Source organism: Paenibacillus sp. S29, assembly GCF_049319765.1.
GTDB lineage: Bacteria > Bacillota > Bacilli > Paenibacillales > Paenibacillaceae > Paenibacillus > Paenibacillus polymyxa_B.
On record NZ_JBMOUI010000004.1, the window covers coordinates 414,523 to 436,165 of the forward strand.

At 46.4% G+C, this 21,643-nt stretch carries 22 protein-coding genes; 13 read left to right on the forward strand and 9 right to left on the reverse strand.

The annotated features are described in order from the left end of the window. Positions 1–17: 17 nt before the first annotated feature. The 5 genes from ACL9RM_RS09640 (at position 18) to ACL9RM_RS09660 (ending at position 4,557) form a co-directional block, all read left to right on the forward strand. Entirely contained in the window at positions 18–926 is a 909-nt protein-coding gene (locus ACL9RM_RS09640) for a carbohydrate ABC transporter permease (protein WP_023987015.1), read from the forward strand. Positions 927–931: 5 nt separating this feature from the next. Further along, positions 932–1,771 carry a carbohydrate ABC transporter permease gene (locus ACL9RM_RS09645; protein ID WP_023987016.1) on the forward strand — a complete coding sequence of 280 codons (840 nt, stop codon included), beginning with the start codon at positions 932–934 and terminating at the stop codon, positions 1,769–1,771. 113 nt (positions 1,772–1,884) lie between these two features. Continuing rightward, on the forward strand, positions 1,885–2,997 hold the full coding sequence (locus ACL9RM_RS09650; protein WP_250269004.1) for a rhamnogalacturonan acetylesterase: 1,113 nt from the start codon (positions 1,885–1,887) through the stop codon (positions 2,995–2,997). Between the two features lie 72 nt (positions 2,998–3,069). After that, on the forward strand, positions 3,070–4,104 hold the full coding sequence (locus ACL9RM_RS09655) for a glycoside hydrolase family 88 protein (protein ID WP_250269005.1): 1,035 nt from the start codon (positions 3,070–3,072) through the stop codon (positions 4,102–4,104). Between the two features lie 51 nt (positions 4,105–4,155). After that, positions 4,156–4,557 (forward strand): sensory rhodopsin transducer, encoded by a 402-nt coding sequence (locus ACL9RM_RS09660; RefSeq protein ID WP_250267449.1) that lies wholly within the window; start codon positions 4,156–4,158, stop codon positions 4,555–4,557. Between the two features lie 94 nt (positions 4,558–4,651). On the opposite strand, the gene ACL9RM_RS09665 is transcribed toward ACL9RM_RS09660, so the two are convergent. The 3 genes from ACL9RM_RS09665 to ACL9RM_RS09675 form a co-directional block, all read right to left on the reverse strand. Continuing rightward, positions 4,652–5,611 carry a DMT family transporter gene (locus ACL9RM_RS09665; RefSeq protein WP_250267450.1) on the reverse strand — a complete coding sequence of 320 codons (960 nt, stop codon included), beginning with the start codon at positions 5,609–5,611 and terminating at the stop codon, positions 4,652–4,654. Between the two features lie 205 nt (positions 5,612–5,816). Continuing rightward, positions 5,817–7,133 (reverse strand): glutamate-1-semialdehyde 2,1-aminomutase, encoded by a 1,317-nt coding sequence (locus tag ACL9RM_RS09670; protein ID WP_323873201.1) that lies wholly within the window; start codon positions 7,131–7,133, stop codon positions 5,817–5,819. A gap of 83 nt (positions 7,134–7,216) precedes the next feature. After that, complete coding sequence (locus ACL9RM_RS09675) at positions 7,217–8,338, reverse strand: LCP family protein (protein WP_069291107.1); 1,122 nt, start codon at positions 8,336–8,338, stop codon at positions 7,217–7,219. Between the two features lie 103 nt (positions 8,339–8,441). Here ACL9RM_RS09675 and ACL9RM_RS09680 point away from each other — a divergent pair, with 103 nt between their 5' ends. The 4 genes from ACL9RM_RS09680 to bcp are packed head-to-tail and all read left to right on the forward strand — an operon-like array spanning position 8,442 to position 11,579. After that, positions 8,442–9,482 (forward strand): ABC transporter ATP-binding protein, encoded by a 1,041-nt coding sequence (locus ACL9RM_RS09680; protein WP_028540997.1) that lies wholly within the window; start codon positions 8,442–8,444, stop codon positions 9,480–9,482. Then, a complete protein-coding gene (locus ACL9RM_RS09685; RefSeq protein WP_053324641.1) occupies positions 9,475–10,269 on the forward strand; it encodes an ABC transporter permease in 795 nt (264 codons plus the stop codon). The genes ACL9RM_RS09680 and ACL9RM_RS09685 overlap by 8 nt, the downstream gene beginning before the upstream one ends. A 4-nt stretch (positions 10,270–10,273) precedes the next feature. Continuing rightward, the gene (locus ACL9RM_RS09690; RefSeq protein ID WP_080710685.1) at positions 10,274–11,062 is read left to right on the forward strand and encodes an ABC transporter permease; all 789 of its coding nucleotides are present in this window, start codon (positions 10,274–10,276) and stop codon (positions 11,060–11,062) included. A gap of 40 nt (positions 11,063–11,102) precedes the next feature. Beyond that, positions 11,103–11,579: a thioredoxin-dependent thiol peroxidase gene (bcp, locus tag ACL9RM_RS09695; RefSeq protein ID WP_250259419.1), complete on the forward strand. Its 477-nt coding sequence runs from the start codon at positions 11,103–11,105 to the stop codon at positions 11,577–11,579. A 69-nt stretch (positions 11,580–11,648) separates the two neighbouring features. Here bcp and ACL9RM_RS09700 read toward each other — a convergent pair whose 3' ends face one another. The 5 genes from ACL9RM_RS09700 to ACL9RM_RS09720 are packed head-to-tail and all read right to left on the reverse strand — an operon-like array spanning position 11,649 to position 16,907. Then, positions 11,649–12,764 (reverse strand): GerAB/ArcD/ProY family transporter, encoded by a 1,116-nt coding sequence (locus ACL9RM_RS09700; RefSeq protein WP_250267452.1) that lies wholly within the window; start codon positions 12,762–12,764, stop codon positions 11,649–11,651. Between the two features lie 15 nt (positions 12,765–12,779). Next, on the reverse strand, positions 12,780–13,016 hold the full coding sequence (locus ACL9RM_RS09705) for a hypothetical protein (protein WP_039270687.1): 237 nt from the start codon (positions 13,014–13,016) through the stop codon (positions 12,780–12,782). A 29-nt stretch (positions 13,017–13,045) separates the two neighbouring features. Next, positions 13,046–14,155: a GerAB/ArcD/ProY family transporter gene (locus ACL9RM_RS09710; RefSeq protein WP_250267453.1), complete on the reverse strand. Its 1,110-nt coding sequence runs from the start codon at positions 14,153–14,155 to the stop codon at positions 13,046–13,048. Positions 14,156–14,160: 5 nt separating this feature from the next. Continuing rightward, positions 14,161–15,369 carry a Ger(x)C family spore germination protein gene (locus ACL9RM_RS09715; protein WP_250267454.1) on the reverse strand — a complete coding sequence of 403 codons (1,209 nt, stop codon included), beginning with the start codon at positions 15,367–15,369 and terminating at the stop codon, positions 14,161–14,163. After that, positions 15,366–16,907, reverse strand: coding sequence for a spore germination protein (locus tag ACL9RM_RS09720; RefSeq protein WP_069291113.1), 1,542 nt, complete (start codon positions 16,905–16,907; stop codon positions 15,366–15,368). The genes ACL9RM_RS09715 and ACL9RM_RS09720 overlap by 4 nt, the downstream gene beginning before the upstream one ends. 156 nt (positions 16,908–17,063) lie before the next feature. Between ACL9RM_RS09720 and ACL9RM_RS09725 the strand changes: the two genes are divergently transcribed. Then, positions 17,064–17,564, forward strand: a complete 501-nt coding sequence (locus ACL9RM_RS09725; protein WP_250267455.1) for an MFS transporter — start codon at positions 17,064–17,066, stop codon at positions 17,562–17,564. A 110-nt stretch (positions 17,565–17,674) separates the two neighbouring features. Then, positions 17,675–18,259, forward strand: a complete 585-nt coding sequence (locus ACL9RM_RS09730; protein ID WP_250267456.1) for a hypothetical protein — start codon at positions 17,675–17,677, stop codon at positions 18,257–18,259. Here ACL9RM_RS09730 and ACL9RM_RS09735 read toward each other — a convergent pair whose 3' ends face one another. After that, positions 18,260–18,916, reverse strand: coding sequence for a DedA family protein (locus ACL9RM_RS09735; RefSeq protein ID WP_250267457.1), 657 nt, complete (start codon positions 18,914–18,916; stop codon positions 18,260–18,262). A 145-nt stretch (positions 18,917–19,061) separates the two neighbouring features. On the opposite strand from ACL9RM_RS09735, the gene guaA reads away from it, so the two are divergent. Both guaA and ACL9RM_RS09745 read left to right on the forward strand, forming a co-directional pair. Further along, a complete protein-coding gene (gene guaA / locus ACL9RM_RS09740) occupies positions 19,062–20,600 on the forward strand; it encodes a glutamine-hydrolyzing GMP synthase (RefSeq protein WP_013308777.1) in 1,539 nt (512 codons plus the stop codon). A gap of 401 nt (positions 20,601–21,001) precedes the next feature. Then, positions 21,002–21,619, forward strand: coding sequence for a peptidase E (locus tag ACL9RM_RS09745; RefSeq protein WP_061831557.1), 618 nt, complete (start codon positions 21,002–21,004; stop codon positions 21,617–21,619). Positions 21,620–21,643 lie beyond the last annotated feature (24 nt).

A 21,643-nucleotide genomic window follows, 5' to 3' on the forward strand; every position in this document is an offset into this window, starting at 1 on the left:
AACAGAAGGGAGGCTTGATGAGCTTGCGAAATCATCAGAGCTTGAAAGCCAATATGACCGGATATGCGTTTATCAGCCCGTTTATTGTGGGCTTTCTGGCGTTTACGTTAATTCCAATGTTTATTTCGCTGTATCTGTCCTTTACCACCTACAACCTGTTCACCCCGCCCAAATGGATTGGTCTGGGTAACTTCGAAAAAATGTTCACAGGCGACCCGAAATACTGGAATTCGATCAGGGTCACGTTTACGTATGTGCTGGTCGGTGTACCGTTGCGACTGATTTTCGCGTTGTTTGTGGCTATGATTTTGAATACCAAATCGCGCATGGTCGGCACCTATCGGACAATGTACTATCTGCCGTCGATTATCGGAGGTAGCGTTGCGGTATCCATTATGTGGCGGAACATTTTCAGTAATAACGGCATAGTGAACAGCCTGCTTTCGACCTTAGGGGCGACTCCGGTGAAATGGTTTGGTGATCCGGATGCTTCGCTTACGATGCTGATCACCCTGTCCGTATGGCAATTTGGCTCCTCCATGCTGATTTTTCTGGCAGGTTTAAAGAACATTCCTGTTGAATTGTACGAGGCGTCCAGTGTAGATGGCGCTAAGCCAGTACGAAAATTTTTCAGTATTACGCTACCGTTGCTTAGCCCCATTATTCTATTTAATCTGATTATGCAGACGATCAGCGCTTTTATGACCTTCGTCCCGGCTTATGTTATTTCTAAGGGCGAAGGAGGCCCTATGGATGGAACGATGCTGCATTCACTGTATCTGTTCCGGCAGGCGTTTATGTTCAGCAACATGGGATATGCGGCAGCCATGGCTTGGGTCATGCTCATTATGATTGGGATACTGACAGCGATTTTATTTATAACCTCCAGATACTGGGTATTTTATGAAACGGAAAAGGGGCGCTGATACCGATGGCATGGAAAACGGTCAAATGGCCAATTTATCACATACTGGTTGCTGCACTGGCGCTCCTGATGCTGTATCCCGTTTTTTGGATGCTGTTCAGCTCGTTTAAAGAAAGTCGGACGATATTCGTCACGGCATCCTCGCTTTTCCCTACTGAATGGATCTGGCAAAACTATGTAACAGGCTGGAAAGGGACAACTGGCTACAACTTTGGCACGTACATTCTAAACTCGCTCACGATTGTGGTGATTTCAACGATTGGAGCTGTGCTTTCCTCTTCTTTGATCGCATTTGGCTTCGCACGCTTGAAATTCAAAGGGCGTAACTTGTGGTTTGCTTTGATGATGGTGACACTTATGCTACCAGGGGATGTGGTACTGGTACCGCAATATATTATTTTCACCAAGCTCGGTTGGATCAATACGATCTTACCGTTGGTGGTACCCTCCTTTTTCGGGATGCCGTTCTTCATCTTCCTGATGGTACAGTTTATACGGACGATTCCAGCAGAGTTGGATGAAGCGGCGACGATTGACGGATGCGGCAAGTTCCGGCTGTATTTCAGAATTATTTTACCCTTACTCAAATCGTCGTTGGCTACAGCGGCAATCTTCTCTTTCTACTGGAAGTGGGAGGATTTGCTTGGTCCGGTATTGTATCTGAATTCGCCGGAGAAATATACCGTATCTATTGCACTCAAGATGTTCCTCGACAGCGAGTCGGCTTCCAACTGGGGAGGAATGTTCGCGATGTCTATCCTAAGCCTGCTTCCAGTTATCGCTGTATTCTTCGCATTCCAGAAGCAAATTGTAGAAGGAATGAGTACGAGTGGTTTGAAGGGGTAAGATCCAAAATCCATAACGTGAGGATATGAAGCTTACGAGTGGAAATGGAAGGCATCCGGGTTTGTACGTTTGAATGGACGGGATTTGAGGGCGATGGCTGAGAGGTGAGTAAATTGTGGAAGTTTGATTTTGGTCCGGGGGAGCCTGCGGATGGCTACAAAGGAGTGCCTCCGGATTGCTTATATACAACTGAACAGGGCTATGGCTTCGAGGCTACGGAGCATGTGTACGGTCGAAAAAGGCAGAGTGCAGCCAAGGATGCACGCACGCGGCTACGAAGCAGCTTTTGTATTCCACTGAACGCTGCATTTGTTGCAGATGTTCCAGACGGGATGTATCTCGTCACCGTACTGGTCGGCGATTCACAGGCGGAAACGATCACGCGATTCAAGGCTGGTGAAGGTAAGCATATGCTGCCTCCAGTACACACGCTGCCGGGCCAGTTCACTGAAGCCCTATTTACGGTGCCTGTCCTAGGTGGCAAACTACGCCTCACCGTATCAGGCACCACTCCAAGGCTCAATGCGCTGGAGATTGCGCCAGCGCCACAGACCCTCCGGCTATTCCTAGCCGGAGATTCCACGGTTACGGATCAGGACGCATTCGGCTATCCGTATACTGGCTGGGGCCAGGCTTTGCCCGCCCTGTTCAAGCATGATGTCTGCGTGGATAATCATGCCGTATCGGGACGAAGCTCCAAAAGCTTCGTGGACGAAGGACGGCTGGATGTCATTTTGGGCGAAATAAAGGCAGGAGATTTCCTGTTCATCCAGTTCGGTCATAATGATCAGAAGCCTGATCCAGAGCGGGCTACAGAGCCTTTTACAACCTACAAGGAGCATCTTCGCCTCTACATCGACGGCGCAAGAAGCCATGGGGCAACCCCGGTACTGGTCACGCCCGTACATCGTCGCTATTTTAACGCAGATGGTACGCTATCTGACACACATGGTGACTATGTAACAGCGGTTCGTGAGCTGGCGGAAGAAGCGAATGCGCCGCTAATTGATTTGTCTGCCCGCACGCAGGAGTTATATGAGCAGCTAGGTCCCGAAGAGAGTAAAGAGCTTTTTATGTGGCTGCTGCCTGGTGAATACATGAACTTTTCCGGCGGCTTAGAGGATAACACACATTTTCATGAGAATGGTGCGGTTCGTATTGCAGACATGGTGGTGGATGCTGTGAAGGAACTGGATTTGCAACCGCTGCGCATGTATTTACGTTGAAGGACGACCTTTTCATGTACGGGCGTCAAGGAGGTAACTCACGTGAAACTTACCAAAGGGGGAGACGTGGAAATGCCTGCATTGATTTTTGATGAAGAACAAGTTAAGCAGGTGATCGACCGGGTCGTAGAACGCACCTTTCAAATGCACTACAGCTGGGATTGGCCGGGCGGAGTCGCCTTTTACGGAGTATGCGAAGCGTATGAAGCGACAGGGAACGAAAAGTATTTGACCAAGCTGAAAGAATGGGTTGATGAAAATATTGAGGACGGACTTCCATCTCTCTCGGTGAACGGCGTTTCTGTCGGGCACTGTTTGTTGACACTTTATCAGGCCACAGGTGAGCAAAAATACCTTGATATTGCCATCGAGATGGCAGAATTTTTGGCCAAAAAAGCGGAGCGGTTTGCCGACGGCATTTTCCAGCATACGGTGAATTCACTTCATGATGTATTTCCGCAGCAAGCATGGGTGGATACGATGTTTATGGCCGGTTATTATTTGCTTCGTATCGGTCATCTGCTAGGGAACAAGAAGTATTGGGAGGATGGGGTTCGTCAATATCACGGGCATGAAGAATTTTTGCAGGACCCGGATACGAATCTGTATTATCACGGATGGGATCATGCGAATCAAAGCCGGATGTCAGGAATATATTGGGCGCGCGGCAATTCATGGGCAGCACTCACGATGGCAAAAGCGCTGAAATTGGTGGAGGTGCAGCATCCATCTTATATGATCATCGACGGCTCGCTGCGTGACCAGCTCAATGCGCTGGTGCGGCTGCAATCCCCGGAAGGGCTGTGGCATACGGTGCTGAACGATGATACCTCTTATCTGGAAACCTCGGGCTCGGCAGGAATTGCGACTGCCTTGCTTATGCAAGGAAGATTGTTTAACAAATACACCCAAAAGGCGATCGACGGTATTCTTTCTCGCATTAAGGACGACGGCACAGTAACGGGGGTATCCGCTGGAACTGCTGTGATGAACGATATTGACGGCTATCGAAACGTTCCGTACAAACGCCTTCAGGGCTGGGGTCAGGGATTGGCGCTTGCTTTTCTGGCTCAACTGTTGCGTACCAAGGAGAATCCGTACGGCTAGAAGAAGGGGCATAAGCGCCAAAAAGTATGATGGGTAAAGGAGGCCACTAGTATGGGAAATGCTGAACTTTCTCAGGAAAAGGTAGCTAATCAGCCGCGAGGCACCCTATTCTGGGTCATCCCCGATGGGTATATTCCACCGGAAAGCCGAGGAGAGCTGCTCAGTCATGAGAGTATATGCGTGCTGAATTGTGGGAGCCGTATGGCAAATCTAAGTATAGACATCTATTTTGAAGACCGCGAGCCATTGGAGGGATTGATCGAGGTGGTGGAAGGAAGACGAACCCGTCATATCCGAACAGCCTCGTTGGAGAAATCCGGCGAACGGATTCCGACAGGCATTCCTTACGCAATTACGGTCACCAGCGATGTGCCCATCATCGTACAATATAGCAGATTGGACACGACACAGCCGGAATTGGCGTTAATGAGTGTCATGGCGTACCCGATTTAATCCGACGAAGACTAAGAAATGAAAAAAGAAATCTCTCGGCTGGAATTGCGCAGCTGGGAGATTTCTTTTTTTGCAGGCAATGTAGTGTTTATTTTTAGCCCGTTTTTTGTGATTTTGCCGAAGTTGTTTTGATCGGCGTGAAGTTTTTTCGCCCTCCGAAATTGGTACCCAGCACGCCGATAATGATCATCACAGCCCCAACAATGTGATAGTAGGCGAGCTGCTCCTTCAAAATGTAAGCACCGGCAATCATGGAAATGAGGGTGGATAAATTGCCGATCACACTCATTTTGGAGGCTTCGATCCACTTCAAGGCAAAGCTCGATAACAGCGAGGTGACGAGGGTAGACAGAATGCCCAGATAAATCAGTGCCATCCAATAACCAGGCTTCACCAGTGGAGCGGTATAGGCGCTCATGGAGCCGTCTATAGCATGATATCCCAGTGCCACCACGTTAAAAACGATACATCCCAAAATAGAGGTAACGTAGGTCAATTCCATGGGGTTGTACTTTTGTGTTAAGGGTCGTGCCAGCACATTATAGCCGGATAGGCATATCGCAGAGAGCACGAGCAGAAGAATACCGCCATAGCTATTGGACGCTAGCGGTGCTCCGCTTTTCATCACAAATATAAAAACCACGCCAAAGACAGAGAGCAGTAAGGAAATTTTTTGGACTACCGTTGTACGCTCTTTAATAAAATAGGAAGCTAACAGTAGCGTAAAAATGGGAACGGTTGCTTGAATAATTCCACCTTCCGATGAAGAAGTGCTCATCAGCCCGAAGGCTTGCAGTGGAAAATACACTAAAGGGGAGAGCAGTGCTAGTGGTAAAATGCGCAAAATGTCACGTAACTTGATGTTGAGCTTAATCCAACCGAGCAGCACTGGAATGGTCAAAGCGATAAATGACAGCGCAAAGCGATGGGCAATCACATCCAGCGGGCTTGCCTCAGTGACTGTCAATTTTACAAATAAAAATGAAAATCCAAGTATAGCTGCATAGCTGAGAGCTGCCAGATAGGCGGCTCCATTTCTGGAACGACTGTGCATAATAAACCTCCGTAATCATGACCTTAACCTGTTGTTCTCTCAATATACCCGGATGGCATCATCTGATACAATCCATAAAATCTGCAACTGTACGGGTACAGTTGTAAAATAAAAAAGCCGGAACGAAGTCCCAGAGGTCGGATACCCATCCCTAAGACTACTTCCAGCTCTTATCCTATTCATATTCTATCACTTACTGCTGGGTTTACTTACCTTGTGACATCGCCCGGAACGAATCGTCCGCCGCTTCCAGCGTAGCATCCACATCTTCGTCGGTATGCGCTGTTGTAAGGAACCAGGCTTCGTACTTGGATGGTGCCAGATGAATACCGCGATCCAGCATGTGACGGAAGAAGGATGCGAATGCTTCGCTATCCGTATCCTGCGCCTGTGCGTAATTCGTGATCGGATGATCACAGAAATGCGTCGAGAACGCTCCACGAATACGGTTGATCGTCAATGGCACGCCGTAGCGTTCAGCAGAGGACTGAATACCGTCCGTCAGTATCACGGCCAGACGTTCCATCTCTTCGTACACGCCTTCCCCTTGAAGGACTTCAAGGCAGGCGATGCCTGACGAGATGGAAGCCGGGTTGCCGGCCATCGTACCCGCCTGATAAGCCGGGCCGAGTGGGGCAACCTGCTCCATGATGTGCTTGCTGCCACCGTAGGCACCAATCGGCAGACCCCCACCCATGATTTTGCCCAACGCGGTCAAATCTGGCTGAATCGCATCATGGTTGTCCAAACCTGCATACGTTTGGGTGGAACCGAAGTGGAATCGGAATGCGGTAATGACCTCGTCATAAATGACGAGTGAGCCGTTCGCACGCGCCATGGAGCACAACCCTTCCAAATAACCGGGCTGCGGCATGACCATGCCGAAATTACCGACAATGGGCTCGACCATGACTGCCGCCACATCGTCGTTCCAACGCTCCAAGGCTTGGCGCAACGCGTCGAGATCATTGAATGGTACGGTAATAACCTCGCTCGCAATGTTGGTCGTAATACCTGCACTGTCCGGTATGCCCAGTGTGGAAGGACCGGAGCCTGCGGCTACAAGTACCAGATCCGAGTGACCATGGTAGCAGCCGGCAAATTTGATGATCTTGTTCCGCCCAGTATAGGCTCGTGCCACACGAATCGTCGTCATAACTGCTTCTGTGCCGGAATTCACAAACCGGACCTTGTCCATGGAAGGAATGGCTTCCTTCAGCATCTTCGCCAGTTTGATTTCCAATACCGTTGAGGTTCCGTATAATACGCCGTTCGCGGCCGCTTCGCTGATGGCCTTGGTAATATGGGGATGGGCATGCCCAGTAATAATAGGGCCATAAGCCGCCAAATAGTCGATATATCGATTATCATCCTCATCCCAGAAATGAGCACCTTTAGCACGTTTCATGAATACTGGAGCGCCGCCGCCCACAGCTTTAAAGGAGCGTGAAGGGCTGTTAACGCCCCCGACAATATGCTCCAGGGCTTCTTTATATAGTGCTTCGGAGTTTTCCCGTTTCATCATCAAAAACTTCCTTTCCGTTCATTAAAATAGGGGATACACACGCCAAAGGGCAGCGTTCACGGCTGCCCCTGCATACATCATTATAGCTCTTTTTGACCTGTCTTTGTTGTTGATTGTGTGGAAGCATCCTCATTACTGGTTTTACTGCCCCCTGTAAAAGAAGCTTTATCCTTCTTGGTAGACGATGCACTGTCTGGCTGTTTCGTTTCGTTCTGATCCTTGTTTTGTTCCTGTGTTTGTGTGGGTGGATTATTAAATATATCCTGCACATACGTTTTCAGTTCTTCCGGATCGCGGACAGTAAGAACTGCCGCGCCGCCCACATTCTCTTCTCCGAGCATCTTCATCGGTGGAACCTGTTCGCTGCCTGCAAAGTTGCTTTGGTACCCCACATTTGCCAGCTTCCACATATCGTTAACACTGAGATTCGTGTCGATGTACGGGTTAACCTGCTCTAAAATATTCGGCAAGTTAGCGATGGAAGTCGTGGTCTGCATTTTCTGGGCTACGGCTTCCAAGAATGCCCGTTGCCGTCCTGATCGGGAGAAGTCGGACATTGCATCGTGGCGGAACCGCACATATTGAAGCGCCGTATTGCCATCTAGATGCTGCATGCCCTTTTTCAAATCAATATCGTACTGATGTTTATCCGCATTACTTGTATAATGCATATCCTTTTCCACTTCAAAATCAATCCCGCCTACGGCATCCACCAGTTTGATAAAGCCCTGGAAATCCGTGTACACATAATATTGCACCGGGATGCCTAACAGGTCGCCAGCCGTCTTCATGGCCGTGTTGGGTCCGTGAGTAATGGCAGTGTTAATTCGATTTTTTCCATAGCCGGGAATATCCACGTACGTATCACGCAAAATAGAGAACAGGTGGATTTTTTTCTTAACGGGGTCCAGTGATACAACCATCATGCTGTCTGATCGAGGGACTTCCCCTTTCTGGATACCGCGCCCATCGACACCCATCAGTAAAATGTTAACCATATCGGTACCTTCCCACTTGGGCGGTTCTGGCGTACGAACCTGATCGACCTGCTTTACATTTTTGAAGGGGGAGTTAGCGCCCTCTTTATGCAGATTATCCAGCTGATTATAAATGGATGTAAAATAGTACACGGCAAAGCCGACAATCGCGACGATTACCACGGCTAGAACCGACCATATCGTCCTTTTGGTTCTGCTTGTCATGGATGCTCTCCCTTTCGCTTTTCAGTTCATTACATTATAATTTCTTTTTGGAGCACAATCAATTTAACTATGGATTTTACAAATCCTGATTGAGAGGTATAACATGCTGGCAATTGATGTGCAGGATCTGCGCAAAACATTTAAGGTTCAAAAAAATCGCGAGGGCTTAAAGGGTGCCTTCCTTGATTTATTCGCCCGCGAATACAACGAGGTAGCCGCGGTCAAAGATATATCTTTCCGTATTCCGCAAGGAGAAATATGCGGTTATATCGGTGAGAACGGCGCCGGAAAGTCCACCACGATTAAGATGCTGACAGGCATTCTCGTGCCGACATCGGGACATCTCAAGGTGGGCGGTTATGTCCCTTATGAGGAACGCGAGAAATTTGTAGGCAACATTGGTGTTGTTTTCGGTCAGCGCAGCCAGCTTTGGTGGGACATCGGTGTGATCGAGTCTTTTCAACTACTGCGGAAAGTATATCAGGTTCCGGCTACGGACTTCAAACGTAGGCTGGATGAGCTGGTAGAGAGGCTGCAATTGCAGGATCTGCTAAGCCGTCCGGTACGCAAGCTTAGTCTCGGGCAAAGGATGCGCTGTGAGCTGGTAGCTGCTTTGCTGCACAATCCGTCTATTGTTTTTCTGGACGAGCCGACCATTGGGCTTGATATTATGGTGAAATCCGAGATTCGTGAGTTTCTGAAGGACATGAACCGGGATCACGGTACGACTATTTTGCTGACGACCCATGATTTGCAGGATATTGAAGCGCTGTGCTCGCGCGTCATTATGCTGGATGATGGAAATATCATTTATGATGGTGGTCTGGAGGATCTGAAGGCGCGTTGGGGGACAGGTCGAGAAGTACGGTTCCAGTTTGGCACATCGACCCAATTGGAGCAATTACAGGCATGGACTGCTGATATGCCACTGGCTTGGACGATGGATAATGATTTGGCTGCCAAAGTATGGATTCCTCTTCATATTAATGTATCGGATGTGCTCGCTTGCGTAGTCGGTCGCACGGACATTACGGATATCAAAATCATTGAAACCAACACGGATGATATCGTCCGCAGTATCTATCAGTCTGGTTCGGCTGAACGCCAGGGCAATCCGATAGTGGAGGCCAAAGTTCATGCTTAGCGTATACACCGATTTTATTCGTATCCGATTTCTCACGATGCTTGCGTATCGTGTGAACTATTATTCAGGAATCCTTATTTATTGCATGAATATTGGCGTGTATTATTTCACATACAAAGCGATATATGGCGATGCGGGTAGCATTGGAGGCTTTACCGCTGCTCAGATGACGACGTATGTAGCAGTATCGTGGATGGCGAGAGCTTTTTATTTTAACAATCTGGATCGTGAGATTTCGACGGATATACGTGATGGAAGCATTGCAATTCAGATGATCCGACCTTATAACTATGTACTTGTTAAATTTATGCAAGGACTCGGCGAGGGAATGTTCCGTTTTCTGCTGTTTATGATTCCAGGCATGGCGATTGCGATGCTGTTATTTCCGGTAAAGCTTCCCACGGATCCGGTAGCCTGGGTTGGTTTTCTGGTCATGCTGTTTTTTAGCTTTATGATCAACACTCAGATTAATATTATTACGGGATTAACGGCCTTTTTTATCGAAAATAATGAGGGCATGATGCGTATGAAGCGCGTAGTTGTAGATCTGTTTTCTGGGTTGATTTTGCCAATCAGTTTGTTTCCCGGCTGGCTGGCGACGATCGCCCAATGGATGCCGTTTCAGGCGATTACCTATTTGCCGGGTTCTGTATTTACGGGACGTGTAAAAGGCGTGGGCATCTGGAATGTACTGGGTATCCAAATCATTTGGCTGGTCGTTCTGCTCGTGCCGATGATCATCATTTGGCGACTGGCGCGCAGACGTCTGTTCGTGCAGGGAGGGTAAGCCGATGATGTACTATTTGGGTCTCATTAGCGAATATTTGAAAAATTACATGAAGTCACGGCTCACCTATCGGGCTGACTTTTGGGTAGAAGTGATTTCAGACCTGCTGTTTCAGGCCACGAATCTTATTTTTATCCTGGTTATTTTTATGCATACAGACAGTTTGGGGGGCTGGAGTGAAAATGAAGTCGTGTTCGTTTATGGATTTTTCATGGTTCCTTACGGACTATTCAGCTGTTTCGTCAACCTTTGGAACTTTAGCGAGCGTTATATTGTGAAAGGTGAGCTTGATCGGGTAATGACTCGTCCTGCATATAATCTGTTCCAGATTTTCCTTGAAAATGTGGACCCGCCAGCGTTGGTGGGCTCAGTGATCGGTCTGATTATAATGGGGATCAGCGGGGCACAGATGGACTTGGCTATGGAGTGGTGGTTCGTACCAGCGCTGATCGTTTTGAGCCTAAGTGCCGTGGCAATCTATACAGGCATTTACACCATATTGACTTCTCTTTCATTCTTTTCGGATGCGCCCACAGGAATTATCCCGCTCATGTACAATATTCAGGGCTACGGACGTTATCCAGTGACGATCTATAACCGAGCCATTCAGGTTGTGCTGACTTGGATACTACCTTTTGCTTTTGTTGGTGTATATCCAGCCTCCCTATTCCTCCACCGAGAGGACATGCGCCATATGGCTCTCTTAACTCCTGTGATGGGAATTGTCTTTCTGACCTTGGGCTTACTGGCATGGAACTGGGGAATTCGCCGCTACAGAGGGGCAGGCTCATAGGTCAGATCACATAAGCCCCCACAAGATAGGAGATGATGAGATGTCCACGATATTTACCGTTATTGGGCAAGAGGCACCGGATTTTGAATTGCCTGGGAGTGAGGGAAAGCGTGTTAAGCTGTCTGATTATCGAGGTAATAGGGTGCTGCTGTATTTCTATCCCAAGGATTTGACCTCTAGCTGCTCGACCCAGGCTTGTGATTTTCGGGATAAACATACGGAGTTTGAAGGCTTGAACACGGTGATTTTGGGGATAAGCCCAGATCCACTCAAGCAGCATGACAAGTTTATTGCAAAGTACGGACTCCCTTTTCAGTTGTTATCTGATGAAGAGCATCAGGTCGCTGAGACGTATGGTGTATGGCAGCAAAAACAGATGTACGGCAAGCAGTACATGGGTATTGTTCGGTCTACGTTCCTTATTGATGAAAATGGCATTTTAGTTCATGAATGGCGTGGTTTAAGAGTGAAAGGGCATATCGATGCTGCGCTGGCTTACATTCAGGATATGGCGTAAGTGAAGAACAAAGAAAACCTTTTGGAATCGGATTATGCTTTTTTAAGCATCGGTTTCAAAAGGTTTTTGTTAATTTTTAGATGCGTTTTGTCGATGCTTCCACTTTTGCTTGCAGAGATAAACACCCCATAAAACAAGCGGAATGATCAAGCCGTTGGTATAATGCCAAGTAGACATGGGATAAACCAGAGTTCTTACATAATAAAACACATTTGGGGTTATCGAAATGGTCATGCCAAACACAAGCCCTCCTGCGGGGATGACAAAGGGACGGATATTAGAAATTCGGAATAGTTGGGTTGTTCCGAAGGTAAACGCGTAAAAGAAAATGACTCCCTTGAAAAAAGCGGCCAGTGCCCAGGTTAATGAGACAAGCGACTCAATGCGTGTAATATAATTCAGTTCATTGATTTTTGTTGTAAGTGCAGAAGAAATGTATGGACTGTAGTTGGTCACAAAGGGCCCAATGATAAGGAGGGAGAGCAGTAAAAAGAGGGTAATCAGCACTCCGCCTATGAGCGACGCCAGCAGCATATCTCTTTTAAAGTGGCCTCTTTTGTTTACAAAAGGAAATACCATGAGCATGATAGACATGCTGGCAAAAGGCATTCCCGCGCCTGGAACCATCCCTTTAGCAACAGGAGCGAGCCCGTTTTCCAAAACAGGCCGTACATTAGAAAGCTGAATTTGTGGCAGGAGTGCCAAGATCAGACCACAGAAGATGAGTACATACACAGGTAGCAAAATCTCGCTAACCCGACTAAAGGCTTCAATTCCCGCTAGCGCAGTAAGCACCAGTAGTGAAACTTCCATCGCCAGTAGAACGCTCAAAGGGGTTTCTTCAAATAATTGTGTACTCAGAAAATCTCCTACCTCTCTCGCATTAAGGGCGGTACCCATAAAAAAATAAAACAGATACCAGCAGGAAACAATAGATCCGAACACAGGTCCCAAAATTTTGCGGATGGCTTCAATAAGCGAAAGATTCGGGTAGAGCTCATGAACGCGAATAAGTACATAAATGATAACTAAGCCCAACGGGATAGATAATATAGAGCTGATCCAGGCATCCTGCTGAGCAATATGTGTAATGATAGTCGGATAGATTAAGAGCATATCCCCGATTAAACTCAGGAACATCAGGACAGTCACTTGCCGAACGCTAATACGTGTTTTTTTTAACATGTGGCTGCCTCCTTTCTAAAAACCAAATATATTTGACACAAAAGCGTTAACAGGGTTATAGATGGTTTCAATCAGAATCAGCGGGCTTGGCGTAACCTCTAATTTTGCAGCAAGAATACTAAGCCATGTGCCTAATCCGAGCATAATGATATACACGAACATATCCTTAAAGCGATGCTTTCGGTACAAGCCTGGTAAATCTTTGGCAGCAATGGCTAGACCGATACAGATAATGACAATGGTGATCAGCATGTTAAGGCTCCTTCCGTTAAGGGTGAGGGTCAACCAGGTCCCAGGCTGTGACGGCCTTTCGATCTAAACTTGTATACGACAAGCAGCAGCAAGGGAAGGACCACGGAATCAGTCAAATCCCAATAAATCCAGGCGTGAACGATCGTATCCAGATAATAAGTAATGTTGGGTGCCGACACGATAATCAGACCAAACAGGATCATGAAGCTAGGGCCCAGAAAAGTCCGTACATTGTCTAAACGCAGTAGCTGAGTCATTCCTAAGGTAAAGGCATAAAAGTGTAAGATGGTTTTAACAAAAGTAGTGATAATCCACGCTGTGCTCATCAGGGATTCAACCCTCTGTAAGAAATTCCCTATGTTAATTTTTTTAGATAGCATATAAGAGGTATACACGCTGTGTTCGGTTACAAAAGGGCCCAGAACCATGAGAGAAACCAGGAGTAGTACGCTTAACAGAACGCTGGCAGTAAGGCCGGCTAGTAAAACCGATTTTTTTAGACCCGGTTTTTTGCTTACATAGGGGAAAATCATGAGTAAAAAAGCTAATTCTCCGAAGGGGTAGGAGAGCGCAAATAGGCTGCCTTCCATAATCTTAGGAATACCTTGCTCCATAATAGGCTTAAGCTGCTGACTTTCACATTGGGGAAGCAAGCACAGGATTAAAAACAAAGCGAAAGCCAAGCACAATGGAAATAAGATTTGAGCCGTACGGGCAATAGGCTCCAATCCCATATACATCCCCCACATCAGCACAAGAATTAAGAGTAAATTGATAACGGGAAGAGGTGTCATCACATAGGTCTGGCTGTTCATAAAATCTCCGACTTCTCTTAGATAAATCGCTGAATTCATCAATAAATGGAACAAATACCATACCGAGATAAGGGCGCCTAGCCACGGGCCCAAAATTTGCTGGCAGAGTTGAATAAAGGTGAAATCTGGATATAGCTTATGCACCCGCAGGAGTAGCAGTAGTAAAGCTAATCCTGCAGGGATACTTAGGAATGAGCTAATCCAGGCATCCTGCATGGATATGCTAGTAATGAGGGAGGGATACACCAATACGCAGTCTCCGATAATACTCAAAAATACGAGTACGGCTATATTTGTAATGCTGATACGCCCTTTCTCCTCCACCCAGCTCACTCCTTCATTTCTTTTTGGAACGATTCAAACAAAGAACCAATTTTTTTGATCGTAGTCTTTGCCTTATATTCAATCTGTAAGTCCATAAATGGATTTTCTTTTTCTTCTTTTAGTCTTTTCCAAAGCTCTGGTTTGGACTGGTGGATCAGCTGACCAAAGCCGAAAATGTCTGATTTAAACTCACGACGAACAGTCTCTACGGAATGCTTCAAAATTTCAACGATTTTTTCATTGCTTGCGGCCTCAATTTCTTTAATATCAGCCATACTGCTTAACTTCATATGCTTACAATTGACCTCTCGTACAGTGCTGTCGTTGGTAACGGATATGGAGATAACAGGTTCTCCATCGCGAATGATCACTTTTTTTTGGGTTTCGCTGTTCAAGGTTAATAAGGCGATATTCCCCCCTCCCTGACAGTCGACGTGTCCTGTAGTTGATTCCACTGTATTCCGAATGTAATTAAACCCTTTGCTGTCTTGTTCATTGATCCAGCCCAGCAAGCGGTCTTTTTTTAAGACACCGATACCGGAGAACCTCAGTATGGTTCCAGGAGATATGCTTTTGGTGTCATCTATACCTTTTTCATTAGACGATTCTATATCTCCCAAAGCTTCCAAAGCGGGCAGAGTGGACTGGATGTCAGGATTAGCCAAGTCGCTCAGCAGTTGATCCATGGTTACTTTGGTGGCAGGAGCCCATGTTTTGGTTAACGTATCCAATGAAGCAAACATTTTATTGGCCGGTAACTTTTCAAGTGGAGTGGGGATCTTTAGCATCGTGGAAGCCTTGTTATCTTTGGCTATCGCAATATAAAAGTCACTTCTAGTAAAAGGCTCTCGCATCAAGGCTTCAATCGCATCAGAAATTCCTCTTCTCGCATACTCTTCACCTAAAATCAGCATACGAATATGAGATAAATAGATGATTCGCGGGCTTGTATCCGTCATTTTTTGAATAGCCTCTTGAATTGTGGGCGCAGTGGCCTCATAAGTAACGACGGGCGAGCCTGCACTTGGTGAAGATTTGGAAGCTACTGCCGAAGGAATAACCACCTGAGCCGTCACCTGATACTGGTCACCTTCCATATCCACTCCGATCCCAATAGCGATGCCCAGCTCGTTTAATTCTTTGCGATCCCAGCATCCACCCAATAGTAAAGCAATCAGCCCCCAGACGATGAGCAAATGTATGGTCTGCTTCATGGTTGATCCCTTCTGGTTTTTGATTTATTGCCAATCCGTCTTTTTTTCGTTTTTTGGCGGATCGTATTTTGGATAGAAATGGATTGAGGCCGTGTCGTCATGCGAGGCCAAGGTAGGCGAAACAGCGTATCTTTCATATCGCTTTCCACATAGGGACCAAACGGGCTCATATAAGATACTCCAAACGATCGCAGACTGGTTAAGTGCAGTAAAAGCACGATTAAACCCATCAATATTCCAAGAAGCCCGAAGGCTGCGGCTAGCATCATTAAGGCGAAGCGTATAATACGAACCGCTATCGACAGGCCGTTTTCTGGAATAACATAGCTGGAGATGGCGGTGATTGACACGATAATGACCATAGCCGCCGAGACAACCCCCGCATCCACGGCTGCTTGCCCAATAACCAGTGTCCCTACAATAGATACAGCCTGTCCGACTGTCCTCGGAATTCTGACTCCTGCTTCACGCAAAATTTCATAAGTAATTTCCATGAGCATCGCCTCGATAAAGGCTGGAAACGGTACGCCTTCCCTTTGTGCTGCGAGACTGACCAATAAGTTTGTAGGAATCATCTCTTGATGAAAGGTAGTTACCGCAATATAAACTGCTGGTGCAAGCAAAGCGATAAAAAAGGAAAAGAAACGCAGCAAACGCAGCAAAGTGCTGATGTCAGCACGCTGGTAATAGTCCTCCGCCGACTGGAAAAATTGAACGAACAATGCGGGTATCAACAGTACAAAGGGGGTCCCGTCCACCAAGATAGCGATTCGGCCCTCCAGTAGGCTAGCAGCGACCGAATCTGGGCGCTCGCTGTTATAAATGGTGGGAAACGGGGTGAAGGTTTCATCCTGAATTTCCTCCTCGATGTAACCCCCTTCCAAAATCCCGTCAATATCAATTCGGTCCAGACGTTCTCTCAGTTCCTGAATAACTCCTTCGTCAGCAATCCCTTTGACATACATCACGGCCACATTGGTATGAGTCACTTGACCGATCTGTCTTGTTTCCATCCAGAGACGTGGATCGCGGATTCGCCTACGAATTAGGGCGGTATTGGTACGCAAATTCTCGGTAAAAGCCTCCATTGGACCCCGTACGACACTTTGGGATTGGGGTTCGCTGACACTGCGATCCTCCCAACCGACCGCATCAATCCATATGCCCTTTGCGTATCCGTCCAGCAAAATGATAATACCGCCAGATAGCATCTGGTTGAATAAGGCATCCATTTCGTCCACACTACCTGAGTTACCTGCAATCAAAACTTGATCCTTTAAATAGTCGAACGGTTCCGCACCCTCCGGTACATGATGCTCGTTTACCCGCATTAATGAACGCAGAACGGAATCATGGAGCAATTGAGTGTTAATCAGACCATCGATATAAAACAAAGCTGCTGGCCATTTTTGCATCCATAATAGCTCTTTAATGATTACATCTCCGCTGTTTCCAAAGGAGCTTTCGATATGGTTTACATTATCCCTCAAGTTAGAGGACACATGAGTAAGTGGACAACTTTTATTCTGATTTGGCATACGTAAAATCCTCCGATATTGGAGTTTGTTGGCTTAGTATGCTCTGAATATATGAATTTATGCCTTGACGATTATAGAGCGATTTTTATAAATTAGATATATAACTAATTAGATTTATGTATAATGAATGAACCCTAAGTATCGGAGTTGATTAAAATGGTAGATAGACAATACAGGAAGTTATTTGCCGCAGGTATCATTAACGGAATGGGAGACCGATTCTGTCAGATCGCTTTGTTGGCTTTAATTTATCGGCTTACCGGTTCGGGATTCAGTGTGGGTATCCTGCTGGGATTGCGGGTGATTCCTTTTTTAGTCCTGTCACCTGCGGCGGGCGTGCTTATTACCCGCATATCCCGGCGTATGCTTATGATGACCACGGATCTTTTCAGAGGCTTGGCAGCCCTTGCCTTTTTAGGTGTTCATAGTCCTGAGGACATATGGATCATTTATGGAGTCAGTACCCTGCTAGCCTGCGGAGAAGCTTTGTATGCTCCTGCTCGTAAATCATCCATTCCGCTGCTTGTTCGTCCCTCCAAATTATTGAAGGTGAACAGTCTTGAGCAGGTGATGAGCGGGCTGGTGCTGGTCGTTGGTGTGCTGCTGCCGGAGGCATCATATCTGCTCTCTTTGGACCACAAGCTGCATTTATATTGAACGCAGCAAGTTTTTTTGCCGCAGGTTTGATCGTTCGCAATATTGCATTTCCACCTGTCATAAAGGAGAAAATAAGCAGGGAGGATCATCCAAACCGGAGCAGATCGCGAATGTTGGACTGTATTCGTGCATCCGTTCCTCTCCAAGTTGTTGTTGCATTTGAGTTGCTGGTTCCCATGCTCAATGGCATTGATAATGTTCTGATTAGTGTATATGCAGTGCAGGAATTCAGGCTGGGCGATGCCGGGATCGGATTGTTTTACGCCGCTTTGGGCGCGGGTCTGGTTGCCAGCTATGCAATAGGACATTTATTCAGTGGTTCTTTGTTGAAGGGAGGACTGGTATGCCTTTTGTTGGAGGGGATTTTACTTATGGGATTAAGCGGTATTTATCACGCATGGGCGGCGGTTGCTATTTACTTCTTAATTTCGTTGGCTGGCGGGGTAGGGGCCATTTGTCTGGATACATTATTAATGCAGGAGACCCCATTGTATTTACAGGGTCCATTGTTGGGCATGCTGACGGCGTGGAGCCAAGGTATCATCGGACTGTCTATGTTTGGAGCAGGGGTGGCGATTGAAATGATGGAGCCGCGTATGTTGGGTTTGGTTGGAGGCGCGGGATTTGTGGTGATATCTATCGTGATTTCGATGTATTATGCAAGGATTCGTAGCCGTAAGGCAGCAGGAGTTTGACTACTTCAAGTCATCCTTGTTGCTGGTTTTCACCGATTTTTCGGATTTGCGTAGCGAGCTAAATAGGAAGCTTCTCCACCGGTAAATAATATACAGCAGGATTATGAACCCAACGATTCCCGCAATTCGCAGCGCATACAGCTCTACCAAATGGAAAATGGCATCCCATTGGGGACCAAATAGCTTGCCGATGCTTAGAAAGAGGATGACCCAGAATAAAGCGCCGCTGTAAGCATACAAGACAAATTTACGGAAAGAAAGAGCAATAATCCCGGCAAAATAACCGGTAAAATGCCTGACACCGGGGATAAAATATCCAAGGAAGATAAGCCAGTATCCATATCGTTGGAACCATTTTTGTGTTTTCTGAAGCTTGTCCGGCGATAACAAAACCCATTTACCGTATTTCTGAATAAAGGGGAGTCCAGCCCATCTTCCAATAAAGTAGGTAATAGTCATACCGAGGGTTGTGCCCAGAAAAGCTAGTAGCACCAGTTTACCGAAATCCAAGGTACCGACATAGGAGAGATATCCCGCATAAGCCATTGTGGTTTCCCCGGGAAATGGTAAAGCAATAAACTCAAGCAGCAAGCCGAAAAAAAGGACGCCGTAGCCGTATTCTTCGAACAATTGCGCGATCCACTTCAGCACATCCATCGTTTACACTCCTACGAACAGATTGATTATTTTAGAATCAATTCATTTTAACAATCTTTTCATGCCCACTCAACTCCGGTTGATTTCTTGACGTCTTGTTTTATCGTTGCGTATAATGAAACGAACAATTGAGGGAGGCACGGTAATGAATAAGCCTAATGAAATCGTTGTAGTTCTTGATTTTGGAGGACAATACAACCAGTTAATCGCAAGAAGAATTCGGGATCTCGGCGTATATAGCGAGCTCCTTCCATACAATACGCCTGCGGAGAAGCTGAGAGAGCTGGCGCCAAAAGGGATTGTTTTCTCAGGCGGACCTTCCAGCGTATATACAGACAATGCTCCTCAGGTGGATCGGGCAATTTATGATCTTGGCATCCCTATCTTTGGTATTTGTTATGGCATGCAGCTGATGGCTCACCAACTGGATGGTAAGGTAGAACGTGCGGGCAAGCGTGAGTATGGCAAAGCAGATGTGCAATTCAATCAGGATGCCCGCTTGGCTAAAGGATTGGATTCTCGTCAAACCGTATGGATGAGCCATGGGGATCACGTTACAGATCTGCCGACTGGCTTTACACTGGATGCAGGAACAGAGAGTGCGCCGATTGCCGCGATGAGTAACCTGGAGCGGAATCTGTATGCGGTGCAATTTCATCCAGAGGTGCGTCATTCCGTTCAAGGTAACGAGATGATCAGCAACTTCCTTTATGAAGTGTGCGGTTGTGAAGGAAACTGGACCATGGAATCGTTCATTGAAGATCAGATTCGTGAGATTCGTCAACAGGTAGGCGACAAGAAAGTATTGTGTGCCTTAAGCGGTGGCGTGGATTCTTCCGTTGTAGCGATGCTCATTCACAAAGCGATCGGTGACCAACTGACGTGTATGTTCATTGACCATGGATTGCTGCGCAAAGGTGAAGCCGAAAGTGTAATGGAGACGTTCGTTGGTAAATTTGATATGAAAGTTGTCAAAATTGACGCACGTGAGCGCTTCTTGTCCAAGCTGGCAGGAGTCGATGATCCAGAACAAAAACGTAAAATCATCGGTAACGAGTTTATCTATGTGTTCGAGGAAGAATCTTCTCAATTTGACGATTTTACTTTCCTGGCACAAGGTACGCTGTATACGGATATTGTAGAGAGCGGAACAGCAACGGCACAGACCATTAAATCCCATCATAATGTGGGTGGTTTGCCGGAGAACATGAAGTTCAAGCTGATCGAGCCGTTGAATGCCCTGTTCAAGGACGAAGTGCGTAAAGTCGGCGAAGAATGTGGATTGCCAGCTGAGATTGTATGGCGTCAACCATTCCCAGGTCCGGGTCTTGCCATTCGTGTGCTGGGCGAAGTGACAGAGGACAAGCTAACGATTGTTCGTGAGTCGGATTACATTTTGCGCGAGGAGATTGCTAAAGCCGGTCTGGACCGGGAAATCTGGCAATACTTCACCGCTTTGCCGAATATGAAGAGTGTTGGCGTTATGGGCGATGCTCGTACGTATTCTTACACTGTAGGTATTCGTGCAGTAACCTCCATCGACGGTATGACAGCAGACTGGGCGCGTATCCCTTGGGATGTGCTGGAGAAAATCTCCGTACGGATCGTCAACGAAGTGGATAACGTGAATCGCATCGTGTACGATATCACCTCCAAACCACCAGCAACGATTGAGTGGGAATAAACGTGGGAACTCCCGCCCTGTAATCACAAACCTTTTGAGATTCACCAATACAACATCAGGACTCCTCCGCATCGGCCGAAATATCGCTGTGCGGCAGGAGTCTTTTTTACGGATCAAGGTCGAACATCTGCTCCCACTCCAAAATGAGAGCGGGGAAGAGAGTATTTTTATGGGTCAAAATCAAGAAACCCCAGTTATTTTCAACGGATATGAGGTTGAAAAAGAGGAGATAGTATTCAATAATAATGTCTCCTTTTTTTATATGACTTTATCAGCTTCAAGCTTTTTTATGTTATCCTCCAATGGTGTCATGTTTTGATACTAATATATTTTATAATATACCTAGAATAAAGTGTTACATATCCCGTTTCATTAAACGCTGTTCTAAGGAGAATAAAGAGATGAAAAAATTATTTTTGTCGTCCTCATTTAAGGATGTTGCACCATGGTTAGTCCATTTCGCCGGTGAAAACTTGGAAGGAAAAAAAGTCACCTTCATCCCAACCGCAAGTATTCCAGAGAAAGTTAAGTTTTATGTGGAATCAGGAAAAAAAGCATTAGAGAGTTTAGGATTAGTCGTGGATGAAATCGAAATAAGCACAGCAACCTGGGATGAAATAGCGAGTAAAATTAGAGGGAATGACTATATTTATATTACCGGAGGCAACACATTTTATTTACTTCAAGAGTTAAAAAGAACTGGGGCTGACAAAATCATTGCTGAAGAAGTTAATGCAGGGAAATTATATATAGGCGAATCTGCAGGTTCGTTGATTTTATCACCGAATATCGAATATGTTCAACTTATGGACGATGTGCAGGAGGCGCCTGCTTTAGATTCCTTTGCTGCGCTAGGGGTCATTGAATTCTATCCAGTCCCCCATCATACGAACATTCCGTTTAAAAAAGCGGTGGAGAACATCATTGAGGAATATGGCAGCCAATTAAATTTATATCCAATCAGCAACGCGGAAGTTATTTTGGTTGAAGGTGACAGGATAAAAGTGGAGAACACATGATTTCATTAAAAAGGCAGCACATAA

What these genes read in the sequence shown, in the direction of transcription:
- bcp (WP_250259419.1), top strand. Translation starts at nt 11,103, where the DNA reads ATGTCCACGATATTTACCGTTATTGGGCAAGAGGCACCGGATTTTGAA.
- ACL9RM_RS09690 (WP_080710685.1), top strand. Translation starts at nt 10,274, where the DNA reads ATGATGTACTATTTGGGTCTCATTAGCGAATATTTGAAAAATTACATG.
- ACL9RM_RS09680 (WP_028540997.1), top strand. Translation starts at nt 8,442, where the DNA reads ATGCTGGCAATTGATGTGCAGGATCTGCGCAAAACATTTAAGGTTCAA.
- ACL9RM_RS09670 (WP_323873201.1), bottom strand. Translation starts at nt 7,133, where the DNA reads ATGAAACGGGAAAACTCCGAAGCACTATATAAAGAAGCCCTGGAGCAT.
- ACL9RM_RS09675 (WP_069291107.1), bottom strand. Translation starts at nt 8,338, where the DNA reads ATGACAAGCAGAACCAAAAGGACGATATGGTCGGTTCTAGCCGTGGTA.
- ACL9RM_RS09745 (WP_061831557.1), top strand. Translation starts at nt 21,002, where the DNA reads ATGAAAAAATTATTTTTGTCGTCCTCATTTAAGGATGTTGCACCATGG.
- ACL9RM_RS09640 (WP_023987015.1), top strand. Translation starts at nt 18, where the DNA reads ATGAGCTTGCGAAATCATCAGAGCTTGAAAGCCAATATGACCGGATAT.
- ACL9RM_RS09725 (WP_250267455.1), top strand. Translation starts at nt 17,064, where the DNA reads ATGGTAGATAGACAATACAGGAAGTTATTTGCCGCAGGTATCATTAAC.
- guaA (WP_013308777.1), top strand. Translation starts at nt 19,062, where the DNA reads ATGAATAAGCCTAATGAAATCGTTGTAGTTCTTGATTTTGGAGGACAA.
- ACL9RM_RS09645 (WP_023987016.1), top strand. Translation starts at nt 932, where the DNA reads ATGGCATGGAAAACGGTCAAATGGCCAATTTATCACATACTGGTTGCT.
- ACL9RM_RS09705 (WP_039270687.1), bottom strand. Translation starts at nt 13,016, where the DNA reads ATGCTGATCACCATTGTCATTATCTGTATCGGTCTAGCCATTGCTGCC.
- ACL9RM_RS09685 (WP_053324641.1), top strand. Translation starts at nt 9,475, where the DNA reads ATGCTTAGCGTATACACCGATTTTATTCGTATCCGATTTCTCACGATG.
- ACL9RM_RS09720 (WP_069291113.1), bottom strand. Translation starts at nt 16,907, where the DNA reads ATGCCAAATCAGAATAAAAGTTGTCCACTTACTCATGTGTCCTCTAAC.
- ACL9RM_RS09735 (WP_250267457.1), bottom strand. Translation starts at nt 18,916, where the DNA reads ATGGATGTGCTGAAGTGGATCGCGCAATTGTTCGAAGAATACGGCTAC.
- ACL9RM_RS09730 (WP_250267456.1), top strand. Translation starts at nt 17,675, where the DNA reads ATGTTGGACTGTATTCGTGCATCCGTTCCTCTCCAAGTTGTTGTTGCA.
- ACL9RM_RS09700 (WP_250267452.1), bottom strand. Translation starts at nt 12,764, where the DNA reads ATGTTAAAAAAAACACGTATTAGCGTTCGGCAAGTGACTGTCCTGATG.
- ACL9RM_RS09665 (WP_250267450.1), bottom strand. Translation starts at nt 5,611, where the DNA reads ATGCACAGTCGTTCCAGAAATGGAGCCGCCTATCTGGCAGCTCTCAGC.
- ACL9RM_RS09655 (WP_250269005.1), top strand. Translation starts at nt 3,070, where the DNA reads ATGCCTGCATTGATTTTTGATGAAGAACAAGTTAAGCAGGTGATCGAC.
- ACL9RM_RS09660 (WP_250267449.1), top strand. Translation starts at nt 4,156, where the DNA reads ATGGGAAATGCTGAACTTTCTCAGGAAAAGGTAGCTAATCAGCCGCGA.
- ACL9RM_RS09715 (WP_250267454.1), bottom strand. Translation starts at nt 15,369, where the DNA reads ATGAAGCAGACCATACATTTGCTCATCGTCTGGGGGCTGATTGCTTTA.